We start from the raw sequence: 15,089 nt of genomic DNA, 5'->3' as shown, positions 1-15,089 counted from the left end.
AATATACGAAAAAAGGAGCAGAAAAACTAAGATTTCTACTCCTTAAATTATTGTATTTATTCCTTAAAGGACTTTTTTAGTACCCTCTGCCGCGGCAGAGGGGATTTTTTATTGGTTGGTTTGGTTTTTTGGTTTGGGATTATATTTTATTAAAATTAGTGTCCTCCACCAACTTCTATTTCGTGTCCGATTCCTTGTTTTTCAAGTATTCCAATTACTTTCCAACCATAGAATGCGATGAATGCAAAACACAATACAGGAATAAAATAAGAGGCGTGAATTCCGATGATATCAGCTAGTTTTCCTTGTAATGGCGGGATAATTCCACCACCCAAAATCATCATTACTAAAAATGCTGATCCTTGTGAAGTATATTTTCCTAAACCAGCAATTCCTAGAGAGAAAATACATGGCCACATAATACTTAGAAACAATCCACCACTCATAAAAGCAAAAATAGCTATGGTTCCAGTTGTGAATAAACCAATAAGCATGGCTGCCATTCCCATTAAACCAAAAATCATTAGTGTTCTTGACGGTTGATCTTTACCTAAAAAGAAACCTGCAATTTGGAATAAAATTACGAATGCGTATGCATATAATGGTGTTATGTCTTGTCCTGAAATAGCATTTGCAGCTAAAACTACACCAAATGCAAGGTAAGGTATAACGATAAGTAAAATCTTCTTAAGTTGTGATGACGGATTGAAAACAGAAATTGCTCCTGCCCAACGTCCAATCATTAAACTTCCCCAATACATAGACATGTAAGGAGCTAAACCGGGACCCTCAATTGAGCCAAAAGCAGTAGTTTTTAATAATTCTCCAAGATTACTTCCAATTGTTACTTCTACTCCAACATAAGAAAATAGAGCCAACATACCCAACACTAATTGAGGATATTTCATTGCTCCCCAACCTTCAGGATTTTTCTGAGCTGTAGTGTTAGCGAACAATAATCCAATCACTACAACTACTAGGGTAGAAATGGTTAATGCTAATCCTAAATAATCTTTTTCTTTATTTTCTATAAAACGAGAAATAAATTCAGGATCCTCATAACGAGAAAAGATATAGGCAAAAATGGCAACTAAAATTACAGTAATTGCAATTAATGTTTTCATTGCTTTATTTGCTGTTTCAAAAGTAGAGTCACTTTTTCCAGAAGGTAATTTTTTAGAAAAATGAAATAAAGCAGCCGCTAATAAAAATAGACCGCCAACAAATACATATAGAATCCTCATTGAATCTAATGAATCTTCTTTTTGAGCAAATTCTTCGATACTTACACCAGAGATTACACCAAATAAAGCAAAAGAAACAACTATTGGTCCTATTGTGGTTCCCAATGAATTAACACCTCCAGCAAGATTTAATCTGCTTGATGCACTATGAGGCTCACCTAATGATGCAGCGAAAGGTTGAGCAGAAGTTTGTTGTAGAGAAAAACCCAAAGCAACTATGAATAAAGCACCAAGAATAAATAAATAACTTCCTTGCGTTACTGCCAATATCATTAAAGCTGCTCCAAATGTACTAATCAATAATCCATAAATGATTCCTTTTTTGAATCCCCAACCGTTAAGAATGTCTTTTTTTGCAATGCTGCTAAAAATGAAAAGAAGTATAGCACCTATGTAATAAGCTCCATAAAAAGCAAAATCTATAAGCTGACTTTGAAATTGGTCTAAGCCAAACTTGGCTTTACAAAAAGGGATAAAAACACCATTAGATGCTCCAATAAATCCCCAAAAGAAGAATACTGTAATTAATGTGTAAAGAGCCGAATTATTCGACTTCGTTTGTTCTGAATTCATAATTTTTTTTTGGTTTTTTAAATTAATTATTTTTAGCTGCAAGGCTGTAAATATATTTCTTAAGGAAACTAAAAAAAAATATTTCAGTATAAAAATGATAATTTTTATACAAACAGCATTATTTATTCAACAAAGTGCATTTTTGTTGCATTTTTGAATGTCAATTAGGGTATTTTTTGTGAAAATTTATTCTAAAATTTTACTTTTTACATCTTTACTGTAATTTCGTCCTATTGGTAAGGTGTAAGATAGTATTTGTATCCTATTCCCCTCAATAAATTTTACTTTATCAATTGCAATGGTGTATGATTTATGAATTCTTACAAATCGGTCAAGAGGTAATTCTTCAGATAAAGAGGTTAATGATTTGTGTGTAATGTAGGTTTTATCAATAGTCACAACCTTTATATATTCTTTCATTCCTTCGATAAACAGAATTTCATCGATTGTTATTTTTACCATTTTTTTATCAACCTTGATAAAAATATGTGGTTCTATTCGATGCATTTCAACTTTAATATTATTCTTTAAATTGATTTCGGTTGAAATCTTATTGATACATTTTATAAATCTGGGTAACGGAATAGGCTTTACTAAATAGTCTAAAACGTCTAAATCATAACTTTCGGCAGCAAATTCTCTAAAGGCGGTAGTGATTACAATTTTAGTTTTATACTCTATTAATCGGATCAATTCAAAACCAGTCATCATTGGCATATTTATATCCAAAAATACGGCATCAACAGTATTGTTATTGATAAACTCGAGCGCTTCTAATGCATTGTTAAACGTGCCAATAATTTCAAAATCGGCAAAATTATTAAAATAATTCTGTAGAACTTTTATCGCTAATGGTTCGTCATCAATCAAAACACATTTAATCTTCATTATGAATTGGTATTTGCAAACGAGTAATATAATAATTAAACTTTATTTTTTGTTCTAAAGTGTACTTGTTTTTGAAAATTAATTTCAATCTTTTCTTAGTGTTTATTAGACCGATACCTTTTTTTGTTTTTGTATGCTGTGAAAGTACAAAATTATTCAGAATTTCAAAACTCAAGGTAGTTCCATTAATGACTTTACAATTAATCTTTATTTTAAGGTTGTCATTATTTATGCCACCATGTTTAAAAGCATTTTCTACAAGAGATATAAAAAGTAAAGGAGGAACTTTAATCTCGTCAATATTAGAATCTATATTTATGGATACTTCTACGTTTTCAAAGCGAAGTTTCTCGATTTCGATATAATTTTGAATGTAATTAATTTCATTTATCAAAGGAACAAATTTAGTCCCTTCAATATCGTATAAGACATATTCCATCAACTTTGAAAGTTTTATAATCACATCAGGAACTTTATCAGAGGATTCTAGTGATAAAGCATATAAATTATTTAAAGTATTGAAGAAGAAATGAGGCTGGATTTGATTTTTCAAATATTTCAATTCAATTTTAGATTGATTCTCTTTTATAGCCCTATTTCGTTCCCTTTCATTAAGCCAGATTAAAGTTAAATAAACAGTAGATGCTATAGCAAGTACATAAATTTCACCAATGCATACTGCTACGATATGATTCAATTCAAAGGGTTTGTATTCTCTGTTGGCTTCTGGCCAAATGTCTTCGGAAATGATGTAATAGGTTAATCCAGTTTTCAATAAATAAACAACCATTAAACTCAATAATAAAGCTAAACTGTACTTATAATATTTTGAAGTTAATACATAGCGAGGTATGAGAAAGTATAAATTAAAATATACTAATGGAATGTGAAGTGAAAATTCTAAAATATTGGATTTTAAGGAATATCCATAATCATTAAAATAAGCTCCCCAACGAAGAAAGTTCATCAAAAAAAACAATCCCCAAAACCAAAAATGATTTTGAAGTTTAATATCGAATTTCATTTCTTTTATTTTACTCACTTTTATAGTTAATAATTAATGGTTTATATGGTAAATAATATTTTCTTAATTTTTTTACAACTTTAATCAATTTGACAATAAAAAACATCTTTTTTTAAATAAAAATATCAAAAAGTTGAAAACAGGTAAAAAAAACACATAAAAGGCGTACTTGAAAAACGTATTGTTGACGGAATTATGTCGTTGGTTTAAAATAAAGGACAGTTGGTATAAATTATTTTTTTTAGAATACCCTTAAAGATAAATTTACGCCATAACTAACAAAAACCTTTAAAAATGAAACAAATTATCTTAATCTTTATGATCATTTTTACTTCGCAAGTTACGCTTGCTCAAGTAAAAACTGTCAAGGGTTCAGTGACCGATGTTGTCGGTTCACCATTGCCTGGGGCATCTATTACAGTACAAGGAGAATCAAAAGGAACCATTACCGATTTCGATGGTAATTTTTCTATTGAAGTACAAAAAGGAGAAACCTTGATAATTTCTTATCTAGGCTCAGAGACTCAAAAAGTTGTAGTGGGTGATGATAGTACTATTAAAGCACAATTGAAAGAAGCTTCTTTAACTACTCTTACCGAAGTTGTGGTTACTTCTCTTGGTATCAAGAAAACGAGAAAATCATTAACTTATTCCGCTCAAGAATTAAAAGGAGAAGAATTAACCCGTGTTAAAGACGCAAATATCATTAATACAATTGCCGGAAAGATTGCTGGTGTAGCCGTTACAAAAAGTGCAGGCGGTACGGGCGGTTCTACAAAAGTGGTCATTAGAGGAAATTCCTCTGTGAGTAATAACCAACCGCTTTATGTAATTGATGGTATTCCTTTGTTTAATGGAACTTCAGGACAACCTAACGATTCGTTTGGTAGTACAGCTGGTGGTAATCGTGATGGTGGTGATGTGGTTTCTCTTATTAATCCAGATGATTATGAAGGTATGACAGTTCTTAAAGGAGCTGCCGCATCTGTGTTGTACGGAAGTCAAGGTGCTAATGGTGTAATTTTACTTTCTTCTAAAAAAGCAAAAGAAGGAAAATCAAATCTTAAAGCTTCATCAGTGACTACTTTTGAATCGGCGGCATATTTACCAAAATTTCAAAATGAATATGTTGCTGTAGCAGGTGGGGAAGAAACTTGGGGAGCAAAAGGAGCTTCTAATGACCATGTGAAAGATTTCTTTAATACTGGAAATACACAAATTACTTCATTAGCTTTTTCTTCAGCTTCGGCAATATCATCTACTACTTTATCTTATGCTAACACTAGTGGATCTGGAATTATACCAGGAAGTGGTTTAAAGAAAAATAATTTTGGTATTCGTCAAACAGCAAAATTTTTCGAAGATAAATTGAGTGTGGCCGCAAATGCAAATTATACTACCCAAACGGTTAATAACAGACCGGTAAATGGACTTTATTTCAATCCTTTAACTGGCGTTTATTTAATGCCAAGAGGAAATGATTTTAACGCATATAAAGAAAATTTTGAAGTTTTTGATCCTGCTAGAAATCTTATGGCTCAAAACTGGATGACAGATAGAGATATTTTACAAAATCCATATTGGGGAATCAATAGAAATAAGTCAGAAGATACCAATCAATTTTTTAACGGATCGATTGCTTTAGATTACAAAGTAAATAACTGGCTAAGTATTGCTTCAAGATACAGTTACAATCGTGTGGAAAGTGGTTTTGATAAAAAAATATATGCCACTACACAAGGTACTTTATCTCACACAAACGGAAGATACATAAATGTGAATACTTTAAGTACACAACGTTATGGTGATTTGATTGCTACAATTAATACTAAATTCAACGAAGATTTTAGTTTTAATGCTAACATAGGAACAAGTATTACGAATACAATTGGAAATCAAAGAACAACTTTAGATTCTGGTATTGGTGGAGGTTTGCAAATCGCAAACTGGTTTACATTAGGTAATTTTGTGAACAATGCAGGAAATCTACAAACATTAGATTCTTCTAAGGAAGTACAATCTGTTTTTGCAGCGACTACTTTGGGATACAAAGACATGTTGTTTTTAGATCTTGCAGCAAGAAACGATTGGTCTTCCACATTAGTAAATACGGATAATTCAGGTTTCTTTTATCCATCTGTGGGTGTAACTGCTATTATCAGCGAAATGACAACTTTGCCGGATTTTATTAATTACGGAAAGGTAAGAGCTACTTATGCTCAAGTAGGTAATGATATTTTCCCTTTTGTTACCTCTCCAACTAATGGTTTTACTGCAGAAGGTAATAAACCTGCTATTGCAGCTCCAAAACCTGGAACCTCATTACGACCAGAATTAAAATCAGAAGTTGAAATTGGTACAGAATGGAGAATGTTTGATAACAGACTTGGATTCGAATTATCTTATTATAATTCAGAAACGAAACATCAATATTTACAAATTCTTGCTCCACTAACGAATCCTCTTGGTGTAAAATACTACGGTATTAATGCAGGTAGTATTAAAAACGTAGGTTTTGAAGCGGTTGTTACCGGAAAAATCATCAAAACGGATAAATTCTCTTGGGACGCAACGGTAAATTATTCTCAAAATAAAAATACAGTTAAGGAAATTCCAACTGAATTAGGAGGAAAAGTAATTTTGACTGAAGCTGGAGTGAATAATTATCGATATATTTTAGAACAAGGTAAACCGTATGGTGTTATTGAAGGCGTAAATATCAAAAGAGATGCTCAAGGTAGAGTACTGTTAAATGCTGACGGAACAATTCAAAAAACAGATTTTGAAGAAGTAGGAAATTCTAATCCGGACTTTATGGTAGGGTTTTCTAACTCATTTAAATTGGGCTCTTTCTTTGCAAATGTACTTATTGATGGAAGATTTGGTGGTAATGTAATGAGTTTAACGGAAGCAGTAAATGACGAATTTGGAGTGTCAAAAGCTACAGGAGATGCTAGAAATGCTGGGGGTGTTGTTATCAACGCAGTTTATCCTGACGGTTCTGCTTATGCAGGGAAATATCCGGCGGAAAGCTATTACAAACAAACAGGCGGTAGAGCAGGTGCAACAGGAGAATATGTATATGATGCTACTAATGTAAGTGTAAGAGAAGTTTCAATTGGGTACACTTTTAATACTAAAAGATTGCCTTTCTTACAAACAGCCAGCTTGTCATTAATCGCCAGAAATTTAGGTTTTATTTACAAAGATGCTCCATTTGATCCTAATATTTCATTAAGCACAGGTGAAGGTTTGCAAGGTATTGATGTTTACGGAATGCCATCTACAAGAAGTATCGGTCTTAATTTAAACGTAACTTTCTAATCAAAAAATCATGAAATTAAATACTATAAAAAGAACAGCTATTTGTATTTCCTTGCTCGCTGCAGTAAGTTGTACAGATAATTTCGAAGAAATAAATACCAATCCAAACGGTATTACCCCAGAATTGTTAGAACAAGATTTTAATCATATTAAAGGTTCATTTGGACCAATGTTCAACAATATATTAGTCCTTACTCCAGAATGGAAATACCAAGTCCAACAAGGATTGCAGGGAGATATTTGGTCAGGTTATATGGCTACGGGAACTGCTTTTAGAGGAGGAACAAACAACACTACTTATGATCTGGTAGATGGCTGGAATGGTTTTGCTTGGGGAGCTGCTTATGGAGATGTAATGTTTAATGCTTACAATGTAGAACAAAAAGCAAAAGGAAAATACGATCAGTTTTATGCGCTGTCTTTGATTTTGAAAGTAGAAGGAATGCATAGGGTAACGGATACTTATGGTCCTATTGTATATTCAAAATTTGGAACTACTGATCCGGTAATTGCTTATGATTCTCAAGATGAAGTTTACAATCAAATGTTCAAAGAATTAGATGTTGCGGTTGCTGAATTAACAAAAAGAGTAGATGCTGGTGAGGCTTCAACTTTTGTAACTACGGATCTTTCTTCTTATAAAGGGGATTATAAAAAATGGGTAAAATTTGCCAATTCATTGCGTTTGAGATTAGCCATGCGTATTGTTAAAAAGAATCCGGCTTTGGCAAAAACAGAAGCTGAAAAAGCAATTGCTCAAAAATTTGGGGTGATGACTTCAAATGATGATTTATTCAAAGTAGTATCACCTACGTTCAATAATCCAATTGCTACAATTAGTGCAGCTTGGGGAGACATTCGTATGTCGGCAGATATGGAATCAATAATGGGTGGTTATACTGATCCTAGGTTACCAGTATTTTTTAATACATCAGCACAATTTCCAGGGCAATATAAAGGAGTTCGTACAGGAATAGAAATTGCTGCCAAAGCAGATCATGTTGATTTTTCAGCTATTGGACCAATTGTAAATTCAAAGGAAATTGCTTTAATGACTACTTCAGAAGTTTATTTGTTAAGAGCTGAAGGAGCTTTAAGAGGTTGGAATATGGGTGGAACAGCTCAAAGTTTGTATGAAATGGGTATAACAGCTTCTTTCGATCAACATGGTGTTTCAGGTGCTACGTCTTACATTGCTGACAATGTGAAAACAGCAAAAGCATATGTAGATCCTAATTTTCCTGCGAATAATGGTGCAGCATTAAATAATGTGACTGTTGCATGGGATGCTACTGCCACAAATGAAGTGAAGTTACAAAAAATCATTACTCAAAAATGGATTGCAGGTTTCCCAGAAGGGCAAGAGGCTTGGTCAGAATACAGAAGAACTGGGTATCCAAAATTATTGCCTGTTCTTAAAAATACAAGCGGAGGAAAAATCGATTCTAATTTAGGTGTAAGAAGGGTAAACTTCGTTCAATCTGAGAAAGATGGAAATCCGGGAGGTGTGGCCACAGGATTAACTAAACTTGGTGGAGCTGATAATGGAGGAACAAGACTTTGGTGGGATACTACCGGACCTAACTTCTAAAAAAGATAATTATAGATTGAAAATAGAAATGGTGTAAGTAATTCCTATTATTTACGCCATTTTTTATATCAAAAGTCTTTTTTAAAAAGGATCTTTTATTTAAAGAATTTACAATTGACATTATAAAAATAAGTCCCTTTTTTTAAAACGCATTATTGAATAAATCATGTCGTTTGTTTAAATTTTTTGACTGTTGGTATATTTTATTTTTTTAGAAAAAACGTTTTAGTTAGCTTTATACCGAGATTAAGTCAAAGACAATAGGATTCAAACAAGTGTTAATTAGAAAAATATCCAGGGGAGTCTATTCTTTTCGTTTAAATTATATTTTAGATACAAGGGAATAATTTTAATAAGTTATTTGTAAGAAGAATAAATCAACAGTTTATATTTGTAATATAATTAATATCAACGAAGTAAGTAAATCGAATAAATAAAATAAAAATGAAAAGTGCTTTAGAAATTAAACCTGACATTAGCTATAAAAGTGCCGGTAAATTTGAAGAAACAAGATTTGAAAAAATTCATAATGAAATTTTCAAAAACTCAACAGAAGCTTCTATAATTGTAGCTCAAGAAATTGCACAATTAATTAAATCCAAACAAGAGAAAAACAAATCTTGTGTTCTTGGTTTAGCAACAGGTTCTTCACCTATAAAGGTCTATGAAGAATTAGTGCGAATGCATAAAGAAGAAGGACTTAGTTTTAGTAATGTAATCACTTTTAATCTGGATGAATATTATCCAATGACTAAAGAGAACAATCAGAGCTATCATTATTTCATGCATCAGCATCTTTTTAATCATATTGATATCAAACCGGAGAATATACATATTCCGGACGGTACAGTAGCGATTGAAGAGCTGAATCAATATTGTATTGATTATGAAATGAATATTAAAAATGCAGGTGGACTAGATTTTCAATTACTAGGAATTGGCCGCACGGGTCACGTTGGTTTTAATGAGCCGGGTTCTCATATCAATTCAGGAACTCGAATCATCACTTTAGATCACATTACAAGAGTAGATGCATCTTCAGATTTTAATGGTATTGACAATGTTCCTAAAAGAGCAATTACCATGGGAGTTTCAACTATTCTCAGATCTAAAAGAATTGTATTAATGGCTTGGGGCCAAAATAAAGCCGATATTATAAAAAGGACCATTCAAGGTGATATCAGCTCTGAGGTTCCGGCTACATTTTTGCAAAATCATACCAATACCACTTTCGTTTTAGACCAATCGGCAGCTTCAGAATTAACCCGTTTCAAAACACCATGGCTGGTTGGAGAATGCATTTGGACTCAGGAATTAAAAAGCAAAGCTATTGTTTGGCTATGCCAGAAAACTGACCAATCCATTTTAAAACTGACAGATAGAGATTATAATAATAATGGAATGTCTGATCTTTTGGCTTTGGAAGGTTCTGCTTACGACTTGAATATAAACATGTTCAATGTGTTGCAACATACTATAACTGGATGGCCAGGAGGGAAGCCTAATACTGATGATACTTATAGACCGGAACGAGCTAATCCAGCAAAAAAGAGAGTGATACTTTTTAGTCCTCATCCGGATGACGATGTGATTTCTATGGGAGGAACTTTTTCAAAATTAATAAAACAAGGGCATGATGTTCATGTAGTGTATCAAACTTCAGGAAATATTGCCGTTACAGATGATGAAGCTTTAAAATTTGCCGAAGTTTGCAATGATTTTGTAGGGACCGATAAAACTAAAATTAATTTTAAAGCGGTTATCGATTTTCTAAATAATAAAACCGAGAATGAAATTGATTCGATTGAAGTCCGAAAATTAAAAGGTCTTATTAGACGACGAGAATCTTATGCAGCGACCAGATATATCGGATTGAAAGATGAAAACATTCATTTTTTAGACATGCCTTTTTATGAAACTGGACAAGTAAAGAAAAAACCAATAGGAGAGGAGGATGTAGCTTTAGTTGCAGCTATTATCGCCAACATAAAACCCCATCAAGTTTTTGCTGCTGGAGATCTGGCTGATCCACATGGCACCCATGAAGTTTGTCTTAATGCAATTTTTGCAGCAATGAAACAATTGAAGCCAGAGAAATATATGGATGATTGTTGGTTGTGGTTGTATCGTGGTGCTTGGCATGAATGGGATATTCACGAAATTGATATGGCTGTTCCTTTAAGTCCGGATGAGGTTTTGTTAAAAAGACATGCTATTTTGTACCATCAATCTCAAAAAGACAGAGTGATGTTTCAAGGAAACGACTCCAGAGAATTTTGGGTAAGGGCAGAAGACCGTAACAAGAATACAGCAAAATTGTATGATAATTTAGGTCTTGCTGAATACGAAGCTATTGAGGCTTTTAAGCGTTTCGACTATTAAAATCAACATTAAAAAAAACATGAAATACATCCGAATTCTATTATTTTTTGCTTTTGTGTCGAATGCTCAAATACAAAAAGAACAGTTAAATCTTATGCCGTGGCCTCAAAATATAAATTTGACCACTGGTACTTTTGCTTTGAGCAAAAAATTTAAAGTAAATATTACCGGTAACCCAAATCCACGAATTTTTATAGGAGCAACCAACTTTTTACGAAGATTGGACGGCAGAACAGGATTGTTTTTGGAACAAAGTTTTTTGACAAAAGTCAACGAAAGTCCAGAAGCAGAATTGCAAATTAATTGTGTTCGCAACGGAAAAATAGAAATAAATGAAGATGAAAGTTATAAACTTACGATAACGTCCAATAAAATAACAATCAATGCCACATCTGATTTAGGTGCGTTGCATGGTTTGGAGACATTATTACAATTACTGCAAAATAACAGTACCTCCTATTATTTTCCTACGGTTGAGATTACGGATTCACCAAGATTTACATGGAGAGGATTGATGATTGATGGGGCAAGACATTTTCAGCCAGTGGATGTTATCAAAAGAAATCTCGATGCTATGGCTTCGATGAAAATGAATGTTTTTCATTGGCATTTAGCTGACGATCAAGGATGGAGAATTGAAATGAAAAAACATCCGAAATTGACTGAATTGGCTTCAGATGGGAGCTATTATACTCAGGAAGAAATTAGAAATATTGTAAAATATGCCGATGAAAGAGGGATTTTAGTTATTCCGGAAATAGATGTGCCGGGTCATGCTTCGGCTTTCCTTACCGCATATCCTGAAGTAGGAAGTAAAGTAAGTGATGGAAAAGTTACCTATGAAGTGCAAAGAAATTCAGGAATTTTTAATGCAACATTGGATCCTTCAAATCCAAAAACCTATCAATTGTTAAGCGAAATTTTTGATGCCGTTTGTCCTTTATTTCCAGGTGCTTATTTTCATATTGGTGGGGATGAAAATAATGGTAAAGAGTGGAATGCGAATCCTAAAATACAGGAATTTAAGAAGAAATATAATTTGGCTAACAATCATGATTTGCAAACGTATTTTAACATGCAGTTGATTCCAATGTTGAAAAAACACAACAAAAGATTGATGGGCTGGGAAGAAATAATGACTGAAAACATGTCTAAAGATGCTATAATTCACGCTTGGAGAGGAACGAATGAAGGTCTTTCTTCTGGTGGATCATTAATAAAAGCGGCAAAAAGTGGGTTTAAAACAGTTTTATCCAATGGCTATTATATTGATTTAATGCTTGGTGTAGAGAAACATTATTTGAATGATCCGATACCAAAAAACAGTATTCTAACTCCGGAAGAAAAAACCAGAATATTGGGAGGAGAAGCAGCAATGTGGAGCGAGCTCGTAACGCCTTTAAACATAGATTCAAGAATTTGGCCACGAACTGCAGCCATAGCCGAAAGATTGTGGTCTAATGAAGATGTTACTGACTTGAATAGTTTACACAAAAGATTAAAAATGATTTCTTTTAGACTAGAAGAACTTGGAATTACGCATTTGAGAAACAAGGAAGTGATTTTGAGAAATATTAGTAACAATCAAAAAACAGCTGCACTGAATGATTTTTCGAATGTTTGTGAACCACTAAAAATTTACACTCGTAATGGTGGAGGAAAAAAATATCGAATGCATTCACCGTTGACCTTATTTGCGGATGCGTGTACTGCCGATGCTTTAGATGTTTTTGATTTTGATACTGCCGTAAACAATTATTTAGAAAATAAAAGTCAAGAAAATCAAATTTTGGTAACCAATTTTTTCAAAAAATGGATTACTATGAATAGTGATTTAATTGGTTTAAGTTCTAATGCCCCGTTGGTGCAACCGCTTTTGCCATTATCAAAAAGTTTAAGTGATTTATCCCAGCAGCTTTTACTCGTAATTGAGAAAAAACAAACGGCAAACCCAATTATATTGAATGATTTATTAGAACAATGTAATTCTAAAAAAAATGCTGATGTAGAATTAGCCGTTTACAATAGTTTAAAAAAGTTGTTGTAAATATTGAAAATCAATACTAAAATAGGTATTGAAAAAATCAAGTTTGATTAATTCTATTTTAGTTTTTGTAACTAAATATTAGTTTCTTTTTAATTTGGTAAATGGTTTGTTTTAAAGAAGATTAATATTATAATCCTGACAATATTTTGTCAGGATTTTTTTTGATTATCCTTTTAATGTTAAGTAAAATACAATTCATAAAAATGTGTTTTTTTGGAATAAAAAAAATCAGTATTTTTTTCGTATTTTTGCAAAAATTTTATAAAAAAATATTCATGTTAACAGTTAATAATTTATCAGTTCAGTTTGGCAAACGAATTTTGTTTGATGAAGTAAATACTACCTTCACACACGGTAATATATACGGAGTTATCGGAGCCAATGGCGCTGGGAAATCTACTTTTCTTAAAATAATTGCCGGTGAAATGGATCCTACATCGGGACATATTCATTTGGAACCAGGAAAACGTATGTCGGTTTTAAACCAAAACCACAATATGTTTGATGAGAGTACCGTTCTTGAGACCGTGATGATGGGGAATAAAACCTTGTATGCCATCAAAAAAGAAATGGATGCCTTGTATTTAGATTATAACGATAAAAATGCAGATAGAATAGGCGAATTGCAAGTGCAATTTGAAGAAATGAATGGATGGAATGCTGATTCTGATGCTGCATCGATGCTATCAAACCTTGGAATTACTGAAGAACACCATTATACGTTGATGGGCGATCTTGAGGGGAAAATAAAAGTTCGGGTCCTTTTGGCGCAAGCGCTTTTTGGAAATCCAGATTTACTTATTATGGATGAGCCTACCAATGATTTGGATTTTGAAACCATCGCTTGGTTAGAAAATTTCTTGGCCAACTATGAAAATACAGTAATTGTAGTTTCACACGACAGACACTTTTTAGATTCAGTTTGTACACATATTTCGGATATTGATTTCAGTAAAATAAATCATTATTCAGGAAATTATACTTTTTGGTATGAATCAAGCCAATTAGCAGCAAAACAGCGCGCTCAGCAAAACAAAAAAGCTGAGGAAAAGAAACAGGAATTAGAAGAATTTATTCGTCGTTTTAGTGCGAATGTGGCCAAATCAAAACAAGCTACTTCTCGTAAAAAAATGATTAGCAAGTTGAATATTTCTGAGATAAAACCTTCAAGTCGTCGTTATCCTGCGATTATTTTTGACCAAGAGCGTGAAGCAGGAGATCAAATTTTGAACGTACAAAATCTAAGTGCTTCAATTGATGGTGATGTTTTGTTTAAAGGCGTAGATTTGAATATGGCGAAAGGCGATAAAATTGTTCTTTTTTCAAAAGATTCTCGTGCAACAACTGCTTTCTATGAAATTTTAAATGGAAACCAAAAAGCAGATTCAGGAACTTACGATTGGGGTGTTACTACAAACCAAGCGTATTTGCCAGTAGAAAATCATTCGTTTTTTGAGAGCGATTATTCTCTTGTAGATTGGTTGCGTCAATGGGTAAAAACGGAAGAAGAGCGTGATGAAGTAAACATTCGTAGTTTCCTTGGTAAAATGATTTTCTCTGGAGAAGAAGCGTTGAAAACGTGTAGAGTATTGTCTGGAGGAGAAAAAGTACGTTGTATGTTGTCTCGAATGATGATGGAAAGGGCTAATGTCTTGATGCTTGATGAACCAACGAATCATTTGGATTTAGAGTCCATTACGGCTTTTAATAATTCGTTGAAAAACTTCAAAGGTTCTGTAATTTTTACTACTCATGATCATGAATTCTCTCAAACGGTTGCCAATAGAGTGATTGAATTGACACCAAATGGAGCGATTGACCGTTACATGACATTCGATGATTACCTTGACGATGAAAAAGTAAAGGAATTGAGAGCTAAGATGTATACAGTATAAAAGCAATAACGTCCAAAAGATTAAAGAAAAATCTCCCGCAATTGCGGAGGGTACTGAAAAACCTCGTTTATTTTGATTAGCGTTCTTTTTTAGACAATAAAAAAACGCTTGTAACAGGATT

General features: G+C 32.9%; 8 protein-coding genes. 5 read left to right on the top strand and 3 right to left on the bottom strand.

Annotated features, from left to right (window positions below):
* Window positions 1–155: 155 nt before the first annotated feature.
* From FNW38_RS16435 to FNW38_RS16425, 3 genes are all read right to left on the bottom strand, one after another.
* Window positions 156–1,817, bottom strand: a complete 1,662-nt coding sequence (locus FNW38_RS16435) for an MFS transporter (protein ID WP_143388815.1) — start codon at window positions 1,815–1,817, stop codon at window positions 156–158.
* Window positions 1,818–2,003: 186 nt separating this feature from the next.
* Complete coding sequence (locus FNW38_RS16430) at window positions 2,004–2,705, bottom strand: LytR/AlgR family response regulator transcription factor (RefSeq protein ID WP_143388814.1); 702 nt, start codon at window positions 2,703–2,705, stop codon at window positions 2,004–2,006.
* Entirely contained in the window at window positions 2,695–3,729 is a 1,035-nt protein-coding gene (locus FNW38_RS16425) for a sensor histidine kinase (RefSeq protein ID WP_394344778.1), read from the bottom strand. The genes FNW38_RS16430 and FNW38_RS16425 overlap by 11 nt, the downstream gene beginning before the upstream one ends.
* A gap of 294 nt (window positions 3,730–4,023) precedes the next feature.
* On the opposite strand from FNW38_RS16425, the gene FNW38_RS16420 reads away from it, so the two are divergent.
* The 5 genes from FNW38_RS16420 to FNW38_RS16400 all read left to right on the top strand — a co-directional run bounded on the left by FNW38_RS16420 (window position 4,024) and on the right by FNW38_RS16400 (window position 14,968).
* The gene (locus tag FNW38_RS16420; RefSeq protein WP_143388812.1) at window positions 4,024–7,053 is read left to right on the top strand and encodes a SusC/RagA family TonB-linked outer membrane protein; all 3,030 of its coding nucleotides are present in this window, start codon (window positions 4,024–4,026) and stop codon (window positions 7,051–7,053) included.
* Between the two features lie 10 nt (window positions 7,054–7,063).
* On the top strand, window positions 7,064–8,644 hold the full coding sequence (locus FNW38_RS16415; protein ID WP_143388811.1) for a RagB/SusD family nutrient uptake outer membrane protein: 1,581 nt from the start codon (window positions 7,064–7,066) through the stop codon (window positions 8,642–8,644).
* Window positions 8,645–9,088: 444 nt separating this feature from the next.
* Window positions 9,089–11,026 (top strand): glucosamine-6-phosphate deaminase, encoded by a 1,938-nt coding sequence (gene nagB, locus FNW38_RS16410; protein WP_143388810.1) that lies wholly within the window; start codon window positions 9,089–9,091, stop codon window positions 11,024–11,026.
* A 19-nt stretch (window positions 11,027–11,045) separates the two neighbouring features.
* Window positions 11,046–13,073: a beta-N-acetylhexosaminidase gene (locus tag FNW38_RS16405; protein WP_143388809.1), complete on the top strand. Its 2,028-nt coding sequence runs from the start codon at window positions 11,046–11,048 to the stop codon at window positions 13,071–13,073.
* Window positions 13,074–13,348: 275 nt separating this feature from the next.
* Complete coding sequence (locus tag FNW38_RS16400) at window positions 13,349–14,968, top strand: ABC-F family ATP-binding cassette domain-containing protein (protein WP_143388808.1); 1,620 nt, start codon at window positions 13,349–13,351, stop codon at window positions 14,966–14,968.
* Window positions 14,969–15,089: the final 121 nt, after the last annotated feature.

It is taken from the genome of Flavobacterium gawalongense, assembly GCF_007097265.1.
GTDB classification, from domain to species: domain Bacteria; phylum Bacteroidota; class Bacteroidia; order Flavobacteriales; family Flavobacteriaceae; genus Flavobacterium; species Flavobacterium gawalongense.
Note: the sequence above shows the minus strand (reverse complement) of the source record. Positions and strands in the feature narration are given on the sequence as shown.